The sequence below is a fragment of the Streptococcus suis genome, from assembly GCF_019856455.1.
Taxonomy (GTDB): domain Bacteria; phylum Bacillota; class Bacilli; order Lactobacillales; family Streptococcaceae; genus Streptococcus; species Streptococcus suis_AE.
In genome coordinates, this window is sequence record NZ_CP082205.1 from 1,703,150 (window position 1) to 1,721,435 (window position 18,286).

17 protein-coding genes are annotated in these 18,286 nt (G+C 42.2%); 2 read left to right on the forward strand and 15 right to left on the reverse strand.

What is annotated here, in order from left to right:
- Positions 1 to 190: 190 nt before the first annotated feature.
- Both queA and K6969_RS08230 read left to right on the forward strand, forming a co-directional pair.
- Positions 191 to 1,219 carry a tRNA preQ1(34) S-adenosylmethionine ribosyltransferase-isomerase QueA gene (queA, locus tag K6969_RS08225; RefSeq protein WP_171942599.1) on the forward strand — a complete coding sequence of 343 codons (1,029 nt, stop codon included), beginning with the start codon at positions 191 to 193 and terminating at the stop codon, positions 1,217 to 1,219.
- A gap of 63 nt (positions 1,220 to 1,282) precedes the next feature.
- Positions 1,283 to 1,756 (forward strand): arginine repressor, encoded by a 474-nt coding sequence (locus K6969_RS08230; protein WP_171942600.1) that lies wholly within the window; start codon positions 1,283 to 1,285, stop codon positions 1,754 to 1,756.
- A 325-nt stretch (positions 1,757 to 2,081) separates the two neighbouring features.
- On the opposite strand, the gene K6969_RS08235 is transcribed toward K6969_RS08230, so the two are convergent.
- The 15 genes from K6969_RS08235 to K6969_RS08305 all read right to left on the reverse strand — a co-directional run bounded on the left by K6969_RS08235 (position 2,082) and on the right by K6969_RS08305 (position 18,176).
- On the reverse strand, positions 2,082 to 3,422 hold the full coding sequence (locus tag K6969_RS08235) for a dipeptidase (RefSeq protein ID WP_171942601.1): 1,341 nt from the start codon (positions 3,420 to 3,422) through the stop codon (positions 2,082 to 2,084).
- A gap of 118 nt (positions 3,423 to 3,540) precedes the next feature.
- Positions 3,541 to 5,043: a YfcC family protein gene (locus K6969_RS08240; protein WP_171942602.1), complete on the reverse strand. Its 1,503-nt coding sequence runs from the start codon at positions 5,041 to 5,043 to the stop codon at positions 3,541 to 3,543.
- 342 nt (positions 5,044 to 5,385) lie between these two features.
- Entirely contained in the window at positions 5,386 to 6,333 is a 948-nt protein-coding gene (gene arcC, locus K6969_RS08245; RefSeq protein ID WP_105130760.1) for a carbamate kinase, read from the reverse strand.
- A gap of 117 nt (positions 6,334 to 6,450) precedes the next feature.
- Positions 6,451 to 7,464 (reverse strand): ornithine carbamoyltransferase, encoded by a 1,014-nt coding sequence (gene argF / locus K6969_RS08250; protein WP_321537386.1) that lies wholly within the window; start codon positions 7,462 to 7,464, stop codon positions 6,451 to 6,453.
- An 18-nt stretch (positions 7,465 to 7,482) separates the two neighbouring features.
- Complete coding sequence (locus K6969_RS08255; RefSeq protein ID WP_079267624.1) at positions 7,483 to 7,923, reverse strand: GNAT family N-acetyltransferase; 441 nt, start codon at positions 7,921 to 7,923, stop codon at positions 7,483 to 7,485.
- Positions 7,923 to 9,152 carry an arginine deiminase gene (gene arcA / locus K6969_RS08260; protein ID WP_029945748.1) on the reverse strand — a complete coding sequence of 410 codons (1,230 nt, stop codon included), beginning with the start codon at positions 9,150 to 9,152 and terminating at the stop codon, positions 7,923 to 7,925. The genes K6969_RS08255 and arcA overlap by 1 nt, the downstream gene beginning before the upstream one ends.
- A gap of 261 nt (positions 9,153 to 9,413) precedes the next feature.
- The gene (locus K6969_RS08265) at positions 9,414 to 10,109 is read right to left on the reverse strand and encodes a Crp/Fnr family transcriptional regulator (protein ID WP_024379819.1); all 696 of its coding nucleotides are present in this window, start codon (positions 10,107 to 10,109) and stop codon (positions 9,414 to 9,416) included.
- Positions 10,110 to 10,392: 283 nt separating this feature from the next.
- Positions 10,393 to 11,310 carry a DNA-binding protein WhiA gene (whiA, locus tag K6969_RS08270; protein ID WP_024399076.1) on the reverse strand — a complete coding sequence of 306 codons (918 nt, stop codon included), beginning with the start codon at positions 11,308 to 11,310 and terminating at the stop codon, positions 10,393 to 10,395.
- On the reverse strand, positions 11,307 to 12,281 hold the full coding sequence (locus K6969_RS08275) for a YvcK family protein (protein WP_024399077.1): 975 nt from the start codon (positions 12,279 to 12,281) through the stop codon (positions 11,307 to 11,309). Before K6969_RS08275 ends, whiA begins: the two co-directional genes overlap by 4 nt.
- Positions 12,278 to 13,165 (reverse strand): RNase adapter RapZ, encoded by an 888-nt coding sequence (rapZ, locus tag K6969_RS08280; RefSeq protein WP_171942603.1) that lies wholly within the window; start codon positions 13,163 to 13,165, stop codon positions 12,278 to 12,280. The genes K6969_RS08275 and rapZ overlap by 4 nt, the downstream gene beginning before the upstream one ends.
- A 21-nt stretch (positions 13,166 to 13,186) precedes the next feature.
- Positions 13,187 to 13,564 (reverse strand): RidA family protein, encoded by a 378-nt coding sequence (locus K6969_RS08285; protein ID WP_002937263.1) that lies wholly within the window; start codon positions 13,562 to 13,564, stop codon positions 13,187 to 13,189.
- Positions 13,565 to 13,614: 50 nt separating this feature from the next.
- Complete coding sequence (locus tag K6969_RS08290; RefSeq protein ID WP_171942604.1) at positions 13,615 to 14,934, reverse strand: MATE family efflux transporter; 1,320 nt, start codon at positions 14,932 to 14,934, stop codon at positions 13,615 to 13,617.
- 205 nt (positions 14,935 to 15,139) lie between these two features.
- A complete protein-coding gene (asnS, locus tag K6969_RS08295; RefSeq protein ID WP_024377171.1) occupies positions 15,140 to 16,486 on the reverse strand; it encodes an asparagine--tRNA ligase in 1,347 nt (448 codons plus the stop codon).
- Positions 16,487 to 16,503: 17 nt separating this feature from the next.
- Entirely contained in the window at positions 16,504 to 17,682 is a 1,179-nt protein-coding gene (locus K6969_RS08300) for a pyridoxal phosphate-dependent aminotransferase (RefSeq protein WP_171942605.1), read from the reverse strand.
- The gene (locus tag K6969_RS08305) at positions 17,679 to 18,176 is read right to left on the reverse strand and encodes a DUF5590 domain-containing protein (protein ID WP_171942606.1); all 498 of its coding nucleotides are present in this window, start codon (positions 18,174 to 18,176) and stop codon (positions 17,679 to 17,681) included. Before K6969_RS08305 ends, K6969_RS08300 begins: the two co-directional genes overlap by 4 nt.
- Positions 18,177 to 18,286: the final 110 nt, after the last annotated feature.

The window sequence follows — 18,286 nt, forward strand, 5'->3', positions numbered from 1 at the left end:
ATACATTTATGACAGATGTGCTTTTTTACTTATTTTTTATTGGTATTCTGTTCTGCCTTACTGGCTATTTTATTTCTAAATCAAAGGTCCTAAAGTTTATTTTCTACCTGATTGGTAGTCTATTGGTGGCTTTGCCATTTGCCCTATTGATTTATTTTACCTATATTTTATTTTAGTCTAAGGAGTGAATATGAATACTGAAGATTTTGATTTTGATTTACCCGAAGAGCTTATCGCTCAAGTTCCCCTTGAAAAGCGCGACAGCTCTAAACTATTGATCCTCGACCGCGAAAAACGGAGCATGGTTGACAGTCACTTTGACCATATTATCGACCAGCTAAATCCCGGTGATGCTCTGGTCATGAACAATACACGTGTTCTGCCTGCCCGTCTCTATGGCTACAAGCCTGAAACTATGGGACATGTTGAGCTTTTGCTTTTAAAAAATACCCAAGGTGATCAGTGGGAAGTTCTTGCTAAACCAGCAAAACGTCTGAAGGTCGGTACCTCAGTCGCTTTTGGTGACGGACGATTAACTGCTACTATCGTAGAAGAATTAGAACACGGTGGAAGAATAGTTGAATTCTCCTATGAAGGTATCTTCCTTGAAGTCTTGGAAAGTCTAGGCGAAATGCCACTTCCACCTTACATTCATGAAAAATTAGAAGACCGTGAACGCTATCAAACAGTTTATGCCAAGGAAAACGGTTCTGCCGCAGCTCCAACTGCTGGACTACATTTCACCCAAGAATTACTCGAAAAAATCGAAGCTAAAGGAGTGAAACTAGTCTATCTGACTCTTCACGTTGGACTTGGGACCTTCCGACCAGTCTCTGTTGATAACGTTGATGAACATGAAATGCACTCGGAATTCTATAACCTATCAGCAGAAGCTGCTCACACCCTCAATCAGGTCAAAGATAGCGGTGGTCGTATCGTCGCAGTCGGCACGACATCCATCCGCACCCTCGAAACCATCGGTAATAAATTTGATGGCCGTTTGGAAGCTGATTCTGGTTGGACAAATATCTTCATCAAACCTGGCTACACCTTCCGAATCGTTGATGCCTTCTCAACCAATTTCCACCTACCAAAATCTACTTTGGTTATGCTAGTTTCTGCCTTTGCAGGTAGAGAATTTACCTTAGATGCCTATAAACATGCTGTTGAAGAACGTTACCGCTTCTTTAGTTTTGGGGATGCAATGTTTATTCAATAGGCTGTTATCACCAATTTATTCTGAGTTCAGATTTTATTTTCCTTACATCTCAAGGAGGGCCCTATGAACAAGATTGAAAGCCGCCATCAGCTGATCCTGTCTCTAATCATGGAGAAGAAAATACATACCCAGCAGGAATTGCAAGAATTACTAGAGGTCAACGGAGTCTCCGTCACCCAATCTACCCTCTCCCGTGACATCAAGATGCTCAATCTTGTCAAAGTCAACGAAGATGATTGTTCTCACTATGTCATCAACCCCATTGCTCCTACTCGCTGGGAAAAACGACTGCGACTCTATATGGAAGATGCTTTGGTCATGCTAAAACCTATCCAACATCAAGTGGTGCTCAAGACCCTACCTGGATTGGCCAACTCATTCGGTTCTATTTTGGATGCCATGGAGATTCCTCAAATTGTAGCGACCGTCTGCGGTGACGATGTCTGTCTCATCATTTGTGAAGATGTCGAGGAGGCACAAGCTTGCTTCGAGCACTTGAAACAGTTTACTCCACCATTTTTCTTTAGTAAATTATAAAAATTTTTGTTCACAAACAACATACTTAATTTTAAAGATAATTTTTCAAATAAATATCAATAACTTCCCTTTATACTCATAAACGAAGATATAACATATAAGCGCTTTATTGTAGAATAGTCTAATTTGACTTATTCTATATGCAGATGGGGTCTATTTCTAAAACAGCATATAATAAGTCACACTTTCATATATTTTTGTCCACTTCTTGTGAACAGTGACACATTTCTATCTCATCTTTCAATGTTATTCTTCATAAGAAAAGCTCTTAGATATTTCACTAAGAGCTTTTAAACTGTAATTTACTATTCAATACTGATGATGGCTATTCCGCAGCCAGGCGATAGACTGCCTCAGCATAAATATCCATTGTTTTATATAAGTCTTCTAATGGCATGCGTTCATTTTCCTGATGCTCTGTTTGTTCTGTATCTGGGAAACATGCACCAAAGGCCACACAGTTTGGCATGGTACGAGCAAAGGTAGCCCCACCTGACGAGATTGGCTCGCTTGTCAAATCTCCTGTCTTATCTTGATAAACAGACATGAGCGTAGATACCAGCTGGCTGTCTAATGGCACATACAAGGAAGCAAGGTAGTCGTACTCTTCATAGGTCAAGCCACATGATTGCGCTTTGGCTTGTAAAGTAGAAACTAGGGCTTCTTTATCCGCAGTGACAGGAATACGAATGTCCAAGCGAATTTCTGATTTTTTTGCGCTAATGGTTAGACCTGCAATATTGAAACTGAGTGTCCCTGATGGTTCATCGGTCACATCACCAAAAAGCTTAAATCCTGTGGCATCTTCACCAACTGCATTGACGATAAAGTCCAAGGCTGGATGACTTTCGAAATGTTCCAAAGCCTTGGCCAAACGAACGATGGCATTGACCCCCTCAGCAGCATCCTTGGCGTGTCGCGAAATACCAAGAACCGTTACTTGATCATCTTTGGTTTCATAATCAAAGCCTAATTGATCTAATTCCGCAATAACTCCTGCTAATAAATGACCAGAATAGCTTGCCTTGGCAGGCACTACGTTATAAGCAGTTCCCGCTTCGATACTCAGACAAGGGTGACCTGGACCATGCAATTTGACCTGTAGTAATCCTTTTTCAGCATAAGTCAAAGGGAAGGAAGAATCTGGTGCAAAGCCCATGGTTGCTACTTCTTCCAACTGATTGTAGCGGTTCATACACCGCCATAAGGTCTCTTCATCTGTTCCAAAAATGAAACGAATCCGTTTGTTAAATAGGACTCCTGCATCAAGAAGTGCTTTTACTGCAAATAAGGCTGCCATCGAAGGACCTTTATCGTCTTGAACACCGCGTCCAATAATATAATCTCCCTCTACCACAGCCTCAAAAGGCGGCGTCTGCCATTGACTAAGATCACCAGCAGGTACCACATCTAAGTGGCAAAGGATTGCTAATAATTCTTCGCCTTGCCCAATTTCAGCATAGCCATAATAACCAGCAGGGTCTAAATAAGTTTTAAAACCCATTTTTTCCGTCAAAGCCAACGTGTGCTCCAGAACATCCTGAATCGCTTGACCAAATGGCGTATCTGCCTGATGTTCTTGCAAAACAGAAGGAAAAGCAACCAGTTCTTGGATGGCTTGAATACATGCCTCCTGATGCGATGACTGAATAAAACTTGTTCTCATTGTGTCCCCTTTCAACATAATAAGATATGATATATTTTCTAGCACTATTCTATCATAAAAGGAAAAACTGAGCCAAATTTTATCTGTATTCATGATAAAATCTGACCCAGAATTTCGATTAAAAGAATGTCGCAATGACCAAAATAGCTATGGAGGCAATCATGATGCCTACGATTAACTTACCTACAAATTTATACCAAGTACCAATTTCAACACGACCAAGAGCCAAGGCTCCCATTACAATACCTGATGTTGGAGCCACCAAGTTCAAGAGACCTGATGCAGCTTGGAAAGCTGTGATAACCAGGCTTGCTGGTACATTTACAAACTCACCAAGAGGTGCCATGATACCCATAGAAGCCCCTGCAAGACCTGATGAAGATGGAATCAAGAAGGACATTGGTAGGTAGAAGAGATAGGTCAAAATGATGAATACTTGTGAAGACAAACCTTGCAATCCTTCTTCACCCATATGGAGAATAGTGGCAGTAATCATACCATCGTTCATGATGACTTGAATACCACGCGCGATAGCACAAATCAAAGCTACGCTGAAAATATCAGCAGCACCGAACATAAAGGATTTTACCAAACGTTCTTCACTCATACCATAAACTAAACCAACTACAATCCCTGCGATACCAAAGAGCATTGCTCCTTCTGGGAAGTACCAAGTACCAAGAGCAGCTGTTGAAGAACCAATCACTTGACCGATGAATGGAAGACCAATCAACCAATCATTAAATTGTGTAAAGATAGTCACACCCAAATCTTCCCATGGAATAAAGCTACAAATCATGAGAACAAATGTTAGTACAAATACCCAGAGAACACGTTTTTGAGCTGGTGATAATTCTGCATTCACTTCTTGAGTTGCTGCGACATTAAAGTGTTGCATATCTGCTTCACGCTGTTTGTAAACCAAGGACCTAGTCGGATCGTTTTTCACTTTCTCAGCATAGTTGGCTACAAAGAGAACCCCCATCAAGAGAATAACAACGAAGAAGACCAAGCGCCAAATCATACCGTCCGCAACACTTACACCTGCTGCATCAGAGGCTACAACCGTTGCAAATGGGTTTACAGTAGAAGCCAAACAGCCGATTTGAGAACCTAGCAAGATGATGGCTACACCAGTAATACTGTCAAAACCAACCGCCATCATAACAGGAACAAGGAGTGGGAAGAAAGCCATTGTTTCTTCACCCATACCATAGGTTGAGCCTCCCAAGGCAAACAAAGGCATGAGGATGTAAATCAACATTTTTTCACGACCTTTGAAGCGTTTTACAATAGAAGCAATCCCTACATCAAGTGCACCTGTTTCGTTAACTACACCAAGAAAGGCACCAACCATGATGATGAAGAATGCTACGTTAATCGCTGCTTCAGTCGCACCGTGACCAAGCATGGCACGAACTGGAGCCATAAAAACATCGTAAATCCCTTGTGGATTTTGAGCAACCTTCTCATAGGTACCAGCCACCAAACGTCCGGCTTCATCAACCTGATATTGACCAGCTGGAATAATCCATGTCATCACTGCCATAAAGGCAATAATGAGCATCAATATTGTATAAGACGAAGGCAATTTAAAGCCTTTTTTCACTTTTTCGCTCATCGCAAAAACCTCCTATAATATTTTGAAAGTTTATCCCCTATTTAAGGGAAATTGTATCCGTAATAACCGTATCAAATATCCACCTATCTTCAAGAGATGTCTATCTCCTTCAGTCTATTATCTGAAATCATTGCTTATAGATAGATACTTGATAGGAAATGGATGAGAGGGGAGGGAGCTTAGAAGCCCAGACCTTCATGTTTAGATTAAAGGGAACCCTTGTAGGACTATCAACACTTCCACTCCCCTAACTCCATCAATAAATAACCCGTCTAGTTTAAAAACTATATTTGCATGCAGAGTACATCAATAAATAGAAGCCTCAACGATACATACAGCTGCTTAGCCTTTGACAATGATCGTGCCGCTATCGGATTCAATCAAAGCGCCTAAGTTTTCTAATGAGGTAATGACTGCTTTTGATTGCGGCTTATTGTTTACAAAAGCAATAGCTGCTTCAACTTTCGGTAGCATGGAACCTGGTGCGAATTGATTTTGTTTGATATATTCTTCCAATTCAGCCACGGTAACGGTTTCTAATTTTTCTTGGTCTGGTTTGTTGAAGTTAACAAAGACATAATCTACACCTGTCAAGACGATAAACAAGTCTGCATCAACCAATTCTGCCAAACATTGAGAAGCAAAGTCCTTATCGATAACTGCTTCCACACCGGTCAGGGTGCCATCTGCTTCTTGGACAACTGGAATACCTCCGCCTCCAGCAGCTACGACAACTTCACCTGCATTGATAAGGGTACGAATGGTACCAATTTCTTTGATTCCTACAGGTTTTGGCGAAGCAACGACTTTGCGCCAGCCACGACCGGCATCTTCTTTGAAGGTTGCACCAGTCTTTTCTGCTTCTGCTTTCGCTTCTTCTTCTGTATAGAATGGTCCAATCGGCTTAGTCAAATTTTCGAAGGCGGGATCATTCTTATCCACGATAACCTGGGTCACAACAGATACTACATCTTTTTCAATGCCTGCCTTGAGCAATTCATTTTCCAAGGCATTTTGCAACCAGAAACCAATCGAACCTTCTGTCATGGCTACCAAACTGTCTAGTGGAAAAGCTGGGTTCTTTTCCGAATCAGCAGCAAGGTTTTGAAGAAGTAAGTTTCCAACCTGAGGACCGTTACCATGCGTGATAATAAGGTCATCCCCATTTTTTATCAATTTTACAAGGTGCTTGGCTGTTTGTACCAAGGCCTCTTTTTGTGCTTTAGCCGATGGGTCGGACGATAAAATGGCATTGCCACCCAAGGCTACTACAATTTTACGATTTGCCATATCTCTTGCTTTTTCCTCACTTTCGCGAAATAGTAATCGCTTACACATCTACCCTCAAAATAAGGGGGCTGGGTGCCAGCCCCCGGAGGTTGCGATGCGTTATTAGATCGTTATTTATTACACACGTGGAACAAATGGATCCCCTAAAGTAGCCGCCATCACTGCTTTAATAGTGTGCATACGGTTTTCAGCTTGGTCGAAGTGACGAGCATACTTGCTACGGAATACTTCGTCTGTTACTTCCATTTCTTCTACGCCGAATTTTTCAGCGACATCTTTACCATAAACAGTGTTTGTATCATGGAAGGCAGGCAAGCAGTGCAAGAAGATGAGATTTTCATTTTCTGCTTTTTTCACCAATTCCATATTCACTTGGTATGGTTTCAAGAGGGCAACGCGTTCAGCAAATTTATCTTCTTCACCCATTGATACCCAAACGTCTGTATAAAGGACATCCGCGCCTTTGACTGCTTCATCAGCATTATCAGTAATGAGAACACGTGCTCCACTTTCTTTCGCAAAACCTTCAGCCAATGCCACAACAGCTTCATCTGGGAAGAGTTCTTTTGGAGAGAAGATATGGACATTGACACCAAGGATAGCACCTGTCACCAAAAGTGAGTTAGCAACGTTGTTACGGCCATCACCACAGTAAACCAGAGTCAAGCCTTCCAACTTGCCAAAGTTTTCTTTAACAGTCAAGTAGTCCGCCAACATTTGAGTTGGGTGCCATGCATCTGTCAAACCATTCCATACTGGCACACCAGAGAATTCTGCCAATTCTTCCACCATTTTTTGACTGAAACCACGAAATTCAATACCGTCGAACATGCGTCCCAAAACTTTAGCAGTATCTTCTGTAGATTCTTTCTTACCAAGTTGGATGTCATTTGCACCAAGATATTCTGGATGGGCACCAAGGTCAATCGATGCTACTGTGAAGGCAGCACGAGTACGTGTTGATGTTTTTTCAAACAAGAGAGCAATATTTTTACCTTCCAAATAACGGTGTGGAATATTGCGCTTTTTCAAATCTTTCAAATGAGCTGAGAAATCAATCAACCATTCCAATTCTGCGCGTGTGAAATCTTTCTCTGCAAGGAAATGTCTACCTTTAAATACATTTGTCATTGTCTCTTCTCCTAATGTTTAAATAAATTTTGTCAATGTCTGGCACCATTCTCCATCTTCTTGATAAACTTCAGAAGTTGCTTGGTAGCCAACTGACTCATAAAAAGTCTTTGCAGTTAACTCCGAATGTATATTCAACTGATGAAAGCCTGCTTCACGTGCATAAGCTTCCAGAGAGCTGATAACCATTTTTCCATAGCCTTTTCCACGAAAATTCGGTAGAGTGGCTATTCGAGTTAGACGAGCTTGACCAGGACCGACAGGAAGAAAACGTCCCGTTGAAACAGGCTCTTCACCAATAAAGAGATTGGCGTAAACTCTTCCTTCCGTATCATTCTGGTCAAATTCATCTTCCTTTGCAATACCACGCTCAAGGACAAATACCTTATAGCGGACATAGATAGAGGCTGCGCGTTGCCATTCTTCCGAACCGATTGTTGTTCGTTCTATACTTGGCATTAGATGTCTTCCCGTTCAAACGGCATTGACATACAACGAGGTCCACCACGACCGCGAACCAATTCGCTTCCGCCAATCTTAATCAAACGAAGCCCTTTGGACTCGAGGATAGCATTGGTAATCGTATTGCGTTTGTAAACAACTACCACACCTGGTGCAATAGTCAATGTATTTGAACCATCATTCCATTGCTCACGACCAGCAGCAACAATATCACCGCCGCCACAACGGATCAATTCTACTTTTTCAAGACCAAGGTTCGCAGCCAAAAGTTCTGCCAAGTCACCATGTTCTTCTTCAATATGAAGTGTATCATTTTCATAGGTTACAGAGAAGACACGAAGGTCACCTTCAATTTCTGGGTGGATAGTAAACTTATCATAGTCAACCATGGTAAATACTGTATCCAAGTGCATGAATTTACGGTTGTTAGCAAATTCGAATGCCAATACTTTCTTGAAGCCAACATGCTGTTCAAAGATATTTACCAATAGTTTTTCAATTGATGCAGCATCGGTACGTTGTGAAATACCTACTGCCAAAACATCTTTTGAAAGAACCAATTCGTCACCACCCTCTATACGAGTAGTTTCCTCACGATTGTAAACCAATGGAACTTTTCCACCATATTCAGGGTGATGGGTGAAGATATATTTACCATACAAGGTTTCACGGTTCCGTGTTTCTGAATACATGTGGTTAAGAGAAACAGCATTACCAATCGTAGCAAATGGATCCCGTGTGAAGTAAAGGTTTGGCATTGGGTCTATTGCAAATGGGTAAGAGGATTCAACCAAATCTGTCAAACCTTTTTCTTCAGAAGGGATTTCTGGCAATTCTGCCTTTTGAACACCAGCCATCGTTTTCTCAACCAGTTCTTGATTATCTTCAATAGACATCAACAACTTGCGAATTGCCTTCTTAGTCGCCCGACCACGAATGTTAGATTCTTCGAGATATTCATCAATAAATTGTTCACGAATTTCAGGTGTAACAAGTGACTCAGCAGCTAATTTTTCCAAGTAGAGCACTTCGACACCTTCATCACGAAGAGCTTGAGCAAAAGCATCATGCTCTTTCTGTGCATCTTCTAAGAATGGAATATCATCGAAGAGTAGGCGTTCTAGATAGTCAGGCATCAGGTTTTCAATTTCCTTACCTGGTCTGTGTAACATAACTTTTTTCAGCTTACCAATTTCTGAAAAAACATGAATTGGATGGTTTGACATGATCTGTCCTCCTTGTAGATTTATACATGATGGGAAACGAGGAGGACCGTACGCTTTCCTGCCTCTCATTTCCTCTTTACATCCATAGTTTAACAGAGCAAAAAAACAAAAACTTGAAAACGCTCACATTTATTTTGAGAAATTCTTCACATTTTCAACCTTATTTATAAATAATTATCGATTATATCGCCTATATTCCGCATAATTCTTTGCGTTATATCATTATATGAATTTTTATTTTTTATAAAAAAAACAGAAACTTCAATGAGTTTCTGTCAAATTTTCTAAGAAATAATCAATATCTAAATAAGTTAACTGTTTATGGCTATAAGCAATTTTACCATCCTGCTTCAGTTGCTTCAAAACATAGCTAACCGTTTCCCGTGTCGTAGCTGCTAAACGCGAAATCTCTTGAATATGAATTTCAAATGGCAAGGTAGCAAACTGCTCTCGCTGGCACATATCCCAATAAAGAAGAGCCAAGGCTTGAACGACTCGATCTGATGCCTTGGAACGCATCGCATTTCGCAAGCGCAACTCTTGAAAACGAAGCACTTTGGATAATTTTTGACAGATATAAGTCATTTGACTCGGATTTATCTTCGACAAGGTTTCAAACAAGACCATCGGTACAATAAAATACTCTAGGTCCGTTATGGCAATGGCAGTATAATGATAAGGTTTGTCCTGAAACATATCTCCAAAAGGGAAGGCACCGCCCTGCCGAATATAGTCCAAATACGTAAAACTATCCGTCTCATCATATTGTTCAATCCGAGCATAGCCCTTATACAATACAAATAGATAATCTCTAGGATCCTCTGCGTAAAAAAAGATTTGTCCCTTAGGAATCTTTCGAAAACGAATATGCTTAGCTAATTGATCAAAGCTATCACGTGTCAAACGTTCAAAAGTTGGATGTGCCCTTAGATAATCATATTGTTCGTTGCTTATCATCAAAACTCCTTTCTAGCTAAAGTATCCTTCTATCTATTCTAACATATATTAATGTTATATGCTAATCATTACTGAAAAATTCATAAAACAGGGTCATTCCTGTGAAGAGGAATACTATCACAGCATACAAAAAACTGGTCCTCTCGAACCAGTCTTAGTATCGTCGAATGAATTAACTTTCAAACAAGGAACTGACGTGCAAGCAATACTAGAGTACGGCAATCCGAGAGTAACGATGTATCAAAGTTAATTCAAATATCTATAACATTCTATGTATACCTATCTATTCAGTCAATTCATCCGCAATCTTATTGATTTTCCGCAAACGATGATTGACACCACTTTTAGTGATCGGTACCGTTAGACTATCCGCCAATTGCTGAATGGAATAGTCTGGATGCTGAATTCGCAACTGGGCAATCTCCTGCAAGTCACCTGACAACTGATCTAGACCGATAGTATCCATAATTTTGATAATATTATTGATTGTTTTCATACTAGCATTGACCGTCTTTGCAATATTAGCGGCTTCCGCATTTGTAGCTCGATTTAGGTCATTGCGAGCCTCACGAAGCAATTTAACATTCTCAAATTCTGTCTTTGTCTCTTCTGCTCCAATCACCAAAAGAAAATCCATAATGTCCTCTGCACGTTGCAGATAGGTAATGGTTCCCTTACTTCGCTCAATGACTTTGGCATCCAAAAGAAATTTCTGCATCAGATTGGCCAGGTCATTGGCATGGTCACTATAGACAGAAGCTATTTCAAGCTGGTATTTTCCTTTTTCAGGATCCTTAACAGAGCCTGCCGCTAAAAATGCTCCACGAAGATAGGCTTGACTCCACGAATCATTTTCCAAAACCAAGGGAGAAATCCCCGTCTCTAATCCAAAGAAGCTATCAGCCAAATGCAAATCGTTCAATATCTCATTCACGCCGTCTTCTATCAAAACTGCATACACACGATTCTTTTTGAGATTAGGTTTTTGATGATGGCGAATCTCAGCCTTAATCTGGTAGAAATGGAGTAACAGTTCATAAATGTGACGGGCAATCTTTGCATTTTCCGTGCTGATAGAAAGAGTCAAACCTGATGAAGCTAAGCCCAAACTACCTGATAATTTGATAATAGCAGATAGCTCGCTCTTATTTGAGCTAGACTGAAGCAGCAATTCTTCCTTTACTTGTACTGTAAAACTCATGGCCGCACCTGCAAAATCTTGAGCAACTCTTCTACCACCAAGTCACCATCATGGAAAGCTCCGCCATTTTTCAAACGAAGAAAATTCGAAGAAATCACACGATTAGCCTGTTTTTGCAAACCTGCAAAATCGTGTTTTACCTGTACCAAGTATTCATCAAACTGGTTGCTATTCATATACTCTTGTGGAACTGGCTCAATATTGACCAAAACTGTATCAATGAATTGTTCAGCTAGGTGTGCATTGAGAACCGCCACGTGGTCCGCATCTGAGAAAAACTCAGTCTCTCCCCGTTGGGTCATAATGTTGCACACATAGGTCACTTCAGCCTTGGTTTCTTTTAGGGCTTTGCCAATATCAGAAATCATCAGATTCGGCAAGATTGAGGTAAAAAGAGAACCCGGTCCAAGTACAATCATGTCACTTTCCATAATCGTTTCAACTACCTGGCGACTGGCTTTCGGTTCATCATCATTATAAGAGTTTGTCACATAGACATGATCAATCATCCCATTATGCTTGGAAATCTTGCTCTCACCTGCCACCTCGGTCCCGTCTGTAAAAATAGCATGAAGGGTCAAGGCCTGTTCGCTAGATGGATAAATCCGCCCTGTCGTATGGAAAAAGCGCGTCAACAACCTCATCGCATTGTAGGTTGAACCCTGCATTTCTGAAATGCCAGCAATGATGAGATTCCCTAGTGGATGACCAGCCAAGGGTCCATCTGAATCCGCAAAACGATACTGGAAAATTTGTTCATAAAGTTTGGGCATATCCGACATCGCTAAAAGGACATTGCGCAAATCACCTGGAGGGGTCACCTGCAAAGCCTGACGGATTTCCCCCGAAGATCCTCCGTCATCAGCTACCGTCACGATAGCGGTAATCTCTACATCCTTATCCCGCAAACTCTTCAAAATGACTGGAATACCAGTCCCGCCCCCGATAACTGTAATCTTTGGTTTTCTCATGAGCGGTTGACCGTCTCCTTCCGTCTATCCTTATCACGATGACTACGATTGACAATCCAGTTTTTCTCCAAATCATCTGCCAAGCGTTTGGCAAAAGCTACGCTTCTATGCTGACCGCCTGTGCAACCAACAGCGATCGTTAGAACTGATTTTCCTTCCTTCTGATAACCTGGCAAAATCGGCTTAATTAAGCCTAGAAGATTTCTGTAAAAGTCTTCTGATTCCTGATGGTCCATAACATAATCAAATACAGCAGGATCCAATCCAGTCAAGTTGCGCAATTCTACTTTATAGTAAGGATTTGGCAAGAAACGCACATCAAAGACCAAGTCCGCATCCAGAGGCAGACCATATTTGAAACCAAAGGACATGACTTCCACACGGAAGGATGGCTGATTATCTTGACTAGCAAACTGCTCCGAAATTGCCTTACGGAGATTACGAGGAGTCAGCTCAGTCGTGTCAATAACATTCTGGCTCATATTTTTCAAGGGAGCCAAAAGTTCACGCTCTAGCTGAATCCCGTCCAAAACACGACCATCAGCCGCCAAAGGATGGGAACGACGAGTTTCTTTATAGCGAGCAACCAATTCACTATCCGTCGCATCCAAGAATAGGACTTTAAAATCTAAATCCTCTGCCCCCTCAATCTCATCCAACACCTCTCGAATCTCCGAGAAGAAGGAGCGACTCCGCATATCTACAACAAGAGCAATCTTATTGTTATCCTGGCTGTGGCGAATCAACTCTAAAAACTTTGGCAAGAGAGTCGGTGGCATATTATCAATGGTAAAATAACCCAAGTCCTCAAAAGACTGAATGGCTACCGTCTTACCAGCTCCCGACATCCCTGTCACAATTACTAAGTGGAGTTTGTCCAACATGACATTCCCTCCTTTTCTCTTCTAATCAATAACTGCAATAACTTCAATCTCAACCTTAACATCACGTGGCAAGCGTGCAACTTCCACCGCTGAACGAGCTGGAAAATCTGCTGAGAAAGCTGTTTTATAAACTTCATTAAAGGCTACAAAATCATTCATATCTTTTAGGAAACAAGTCGTCTTCACCACATGGTCAAAGTCTGTTCCTGCTTCTGATAAAATTGCTGCGATATTTTTCAAGACTTGCTCAGTCTGCTCCTGAATGGTTTCACCAACCACTTCACCCGTTTCAGGTGACAAAGGAACTTGACCAGAGGCAAATAGGAAATTTCCAACAACCTTCCCTTGAACGTAAGGTCCAATTGCTGCAGGTGCCTTATCTGTGTGAATGGTTTTCATCTGATGATCTCCTTTTTATCTTTCTATTGATATTATACCAAAAAACTGACCTATTCAGCCAGTTTTCGTGTTTTTACTGTAAATCTCCACGTCAAAAAAGTCGCTCGTAACAACAGGTCAATCAAAATCGACAGCCAGACGCCGGCAATTCCTAAACCGAACATCTGACCTAAGACGACAACACCAGAGACGCGCAGCCCCCACATCCCTATCATTGTGGAGTAGAGCGGCGACTTGGTATCCCCCAAGCCCTGCAGAGCGCCAGCCATGATCAAAGAAACCGCCAGCCCCGGCTGGTTGAAGGCATCAATCCGCAGGGCTATGACGACTTGACGGACGGCTTCTAGGTCTTTGGTAAATAGCAGAGCAAAACTTGGAGCTCCGAAAAATAAGATGGTCCCGAGCAGGAACATGATGGCTACTCCATAGGCAGAGCTGAGAAATGCGACTCGTCTAACTGTGAGGATGTCCCCCTTTCCCAAGGCTTGACCGATCAAAACCGCCGCCGCTGTCGCAAGACCATAGTCTGGCATATAGGTAAAACTCTCGATATTACCTGCAATCATATGAGAAGCATAGACAGTCGTCCCCAGCCCCACAATCAAACTGAAATAGACAACCTGTCCCAACCGCATAACCAAGCGTTCGGCTGCTGCAGGTAGGGTCAAATCCACCATTTCCTTAGGACTTCCCAAGTGGAACAATTGCTTGAGATCAACTGCCAAGTCAGTCTGTTGCACCTTTCGGTAAAGCAAGACTGTACCAAGCAAGCGAGCTAAGACGGTTCCCAAGGCTGTCCCTACAATCCCCAAACCTGACCAGGAGCCAATACCAAAAATCAAGAAATAGTCCAAGACCACATTAAAACCATTGGTCAGTAAGCTCATTTTCATAGGAGATACTGTATCCCCAGATGCCCGCAGGATTGTTCCCAAAATAGTCATCAAGGCCTGAAAAATCGTCAAACCACCAACCCAGTAAAAAAAGGCCTGGGCGCCAGCCAAACTCTCCGCATCTGCTCCCATTAAGACTAGCATCTGCCGCCCGAAAATAAGGGATAGTAAACCAAATAGTAGACCTACACCTACTGAAAGCACTAAGGCTTGACGGACATGAAAGGTAAGAGATTCCCTATCTCCTGCGCCAATAGACCGAGCAATCAAAGCTGTTGTCCCAACTCCCAAAGCCATATAGACCGCCAAATAGACATTCAAAATCGTATTGGCAAGACCAACTGCCGTCACCGCTACCAGCCCTAGCTGGGCTATCAGAAGGGTATCCACAAAACCAACTAAGGTCTGAAAAATATTTTCCACCGTAGCAGGCAAGGCCAAACGAATAATTTCTTTTCCTAAACTTTCTTGCTTCATTTTCCTCTCCACGATTTTATTTAGAATAATTATAAATAAAAGCGAGCGAAAAAGCAAGAAAACAGACCACATGTGTAGTCTGTCAGTGAATATTTATTTCGCAGTCTTTCAGTTTACTTTTAGTACTAGGCAAGGAGCTGCAGGCTGTACTAAGGTACGGCAAAGCGAGTTAACGACGTAATAAAAGAAAAACTGAACGACTGTATTACGGATGCAAGCGGTGCAACATTCTCGGGAATGGAATGGCTTCACGAATGTGTTTTGTACCAGCGACGAAGGTTACCATACGCTCGATACCAATACCAAAACCACCGTGTGGCACTGAACCGTATTTACGAAGGTCAAGGTAAAATTCGTATTCTGACTTGTCCATGCCGAGTTCATCCATCTTAGCTACCAAGGCATCGTAATCGTCCTCACGCATAGAACCACCGATGATTTCACCGTAGCCTTCTGGAGCCAAGAGGTCCGCACAAAGCACGCGCTCTGGATTACCTGGAACTGGCTTCATGTAGAAGGCCTTGAAGCTTGCTGGATAGTTAACAACGAAAGTTGGTACACCAAAGTAGTTTGAAATCCAAGTTTCATGAGGTGATCCAAAGTCATCACCATGCTCGATGTGTTCGTAGTCTGTATCTTCATCAGCTTCATGTTCTTGAAGAAGGGTAATGGCATCATCATAAGCCACACGTTTGAATGGCTCTGCAATGTAGCGTTTGAGGGCATCCACATCACGCTCAAGAGTTTCCAAGGCTTGTGGAGCACGGTCGATAACCCCTTGAATCAAGGCTTTGACATAAGCTTCTTGCAAGTCAAGTGACTCTTCATGGCTGAGGAATGAATACTCGGCATCCATCATCCAGAACTCAGTCAAGTGACGGCGAGTTTTTGACTTTTCAGCACGGAAAACAGGACCGAAGTCGAAAACACGACCAAGGGCCATAGCACCAGCTTCCAGGTAAAGCTGACCTGATTGACTGAGGTAGGCAGGCTGACCAAAGTAGTCTGTTTCGAACAATTCTGTTGAATCTTCTGCCGCATTTCCAGACAAGATTGGGCTATCAAACTTGATAAAGCCATTCTTTTCAAAGAATTCATAAGTCGCATAGATGATGGCGTTACGGATTTGCTGGATAGCGACCTGTTTACGAGAACGCAACCAGAGATGACGGTTGTCCATAAGGAAGTCCGTACCGTGTTCTTTTGGTGTGATTGGGTAATCTTGTGACTCACCGATCACTTCAAGGTCTGTCACATCCAACTCATAACCAAACTTAGAACGCTCATCTTCCTTGACAATCCCTGTCACATAGACAGACGTTTCTTGACTGAGACGTTTTGCTACATCGAACTTCTCAGTACCAGCTTCTTCACCGAATTTTTCGATAAAGTTCGGTTTGAAGGCAACTGCTTGGAAAAAGGCTGTTCCGTCACGCAATTGCAGGAAGGCTAACTTGCCCTTGCCTGATTTGTTGGCAACCCAGGCACCGATGGTCACTTCTTGACCGACATAATCTTTTACTTGGTTGATGGTAATCAATTTTCTAGACATTATTTTTCCTCTTTTTATTATTTCATAAATGTGTATAGTCGAGCTACTGCTTCTTTGAGCGTGTCCATATCTGTTGCATAGCTGAGGCGGATATTCTCAGGAGCTCCAAAACCAGCACCTGTCACCATTGCAACTCCTACTTCTTCCAGGATAGCGGTGGTAAATTCGGTCACATCTGTGTAGCCTTTCATTTCCATAGCTTTTTTGACATTAGGGAAGAGATAAAAGGCTCCTTCTGGCTTGATGACTTCAAAACCAGGCACTTCTACCAGCAAGGGATAAATGGTATTGAGTCGCTCTTCAAAGGCCTGACGCATGGTTTCAACCGTATCTTGTGGACCTGTAAAGGCTTCAATAGCCGCATACTGAGCAACGGTTGTTAAATTCGAAGTCGTTTGTCCGACAATCTTACTCATGGCCGCAATGATTTCAGGATTACCAACGGCAAATCCAACCCGCCAACCTGTCATGGCATAGGCCTTGGCCACTCCATTGACCACAATAGTCTGCTGACGAATGCTTTCTGAAATGCTTGAAATCGGTGTGAAGGTATTTCCATTATAGACCAAACGACCGTAAATATCGTCTGCCAAGATGAGAATGTCGTGTTCCACAGCCCAGTTGCCAATAGCTTCCAATTCCTCACGGGTGTAAATCATACCCGTCGGATTGGACGGACTGTTGAGCAAGAGGACCTTGGTCTTGTCAGTCCGAGCCGCTTCCAACTGGTCAACCGTTACCTTGAAATTATGCTCTTCTGTGGCAGTGACAAAGACAGGCACTCCTTCGTTCATCTTGATTTGATCTGCATAAGAAACCCAGTAAGGTGTTGGAATGATCACCTCATCACCAGGATTGATGACCGCCGCAAAGAAGGCATAGAGGACAAACTTAGCACCTGTCGCAAGAACAACTTGATTGCGTTCGATAGAGTAGCCATAGAAATTCTCAAAGTAGGTATTGACTGCGTCCTTCAACTCAGGAAGCCCTGAAGCTACCGTATAAAAACTCGCCTTACCATTTTCGATTGATTTAATGGCAGCCTCTTGGATATTCTTCGGTGTAACGAAGTCTGGCTCACCCAAGGTCAGCTCTAAAATATCACGTCCTTCCGCCTTCAAGGCTTTTGCACGCGCACCTGCTGCCAGAGTTACACTTTCTTCCATCTCTAAGACTCGTCTTGATAACTTGCTCATAAGCCCTCCCGTTTGATAAAGTTCCCTGTTTCAAATTCAACTAAATAGTAGGCAGTACCTGATTTGACTTCCCAAATTGGTTTGTCATCCCTAAAACCTAGAATCACCCTATCAGCTGTTGACGCACCATTCTCTGTAGCGACTGCCTGCGCTTCTTCCTTAGAAATCCCATTCGCCATTGGATAAACGTACACAGTATTTGTCTCTTCAGGAATGATAACCGCAATCATTTCACCCTGACTCGTCTTTCCTTGCACGCTAAAGTATGTTTCTGTCCCGTTGTAGATAGAGACATCATCAACAACCTCTATATCCGTATAGTCTCGAGCAATAGAAATAGCGTGATTCTGTACATCAGAAAAAGGCTTAGTTGCAAGGTCCCAAATAACGAATATCGAAAAAGTCATGACACTTAGAAGTATAAAGGAACCAGCTATCAGCTGTCCCTTCTTCGTTGCCAATGCTTCCAAAAGTTGAAAAATCTTTTTTTCCATAGTAGTCCTATTATACTACAAGTTAAAGCATATTTCCATTTTTTCCGTAATTGAATTGTGAATAAACTTTCATTCTCTTTCAGACAGAGAACGAATATAAGATCTGGGAC

Bases quoted from the DNA above. Each gene is read 5' to 3' on its own strand.
- rapZ (WP_171942603.1), bottom strand. From the start codon at position 13,165: ATGTTGGACAAACTCCACTTAGTAATTGTGACAGGGATGTCGGGAGCT.
- whiA (WP_024399076.1), bottom strand. From the start codon at position 11,310: ATGAGTTTTACAGTACAAGTAAAGGAAGAATTGCTGCTTCAGTCTAGC.
- asnS (WP_024377171.1), bottom strand. From the start codon at position 16,486: ATGTCTAGAAAATTGATTACCATCAACCAAGTAAAAGATTATGTCGGT.
- K6969_RS08240 (WP_171942602.1), bottom strand. From the start codon at position 5,043: ATGAGCGAAAAAGTGAAAAAAGGCTTTAAATTGCCTTCGTCTTATACA.
- arcC (WP_105130760.1), bottom strand. From the start codon at position 6,333: ATGGCAAATCGTAAAATTGTAGTAGCCTTGGGTGGCAATGCCATTTTA.
- K6969_RS08255 (WP_079267624.1), bottom strand. From the start codon at position 7,923: ATGCCAAGTATAGAACGAACAACAATCGGTTCGGAAGAATGGCAACGC.
- K6969_RS08305 (WP_171942606.1), bottom strand. From the start codon at position 18,176: ATGGAAAAAAAGATTTTTCAACTTTTGGAAGCATTGGCAACGAAGAAG.
- queA (WP_171942599.1), top strand. From the start codon at position 191: ATGAATACTGAAGATTTTGATTTTGATTTACCCGAAGAGCTTATCGCT.
- K6969_RS08300 (WP_171942605.1), bottom strand. From the start codon at position 17,682: ATGAGCAAGTTATCAAGACGAGTCTTAGAGATGGAAGAAAGTGTAACT.
- K6969_RS08230 (WP_171942600.1), top strand. From the start codon at position 1,283: ATGAACAAGATTGAAAGCCGCCATCAGCTGATCCTGTCTCTAATCATG.
- K6969_RS08275 (WP_024399077.1), bottom strand. From the start codon at position 12,281: ATGAGAAAACCAAAGATTACAGTTATCGGGGGCGGGACTGGTATTCCA.
- K6969_RS08235 (WP_171942601.1), bottom strand. From the start codon at position 3,422: ATGAGAACAAGTTTTATTCAGTCATCGCATCAGGAGGCATGTATTCAA.
- K6969_RS08265 (WP_024379819.1), bottom strand. From the start codon at position 10,109: ATGATAAGCAACGAACAATATGATTATCTAAGGGCACATCCAACTTTT.
- arcA (WP_029945748.1), bottom strand. From the start codon at position 9,152: ATGTCAAACCATCCAATTCATGTTTTTTCAGAAATTGGTAAGCTGAAA.
- K6969_RS08290 (WP_171942604.1), bottom strand. From the start codon at position 14,934: ATGAAGCAAGAAAGTTTAGGAAAAGAAATTATTCGTTTGGCCTTGCCT.
- argF (WP_321537386.1), bottom strand. From the start codon at position 7,464: ATGACAAATGTATTTAAAGGTAGACATTTCCTTGCAGAGAAAGATTTC.
- K6969_RS08285 (WP_002937263.1), bottom strand. From the start codon at position 13,564: ATGAAAACCATTCACACAGATAAGGCACCTGCAGCAATTGGACCTTAC.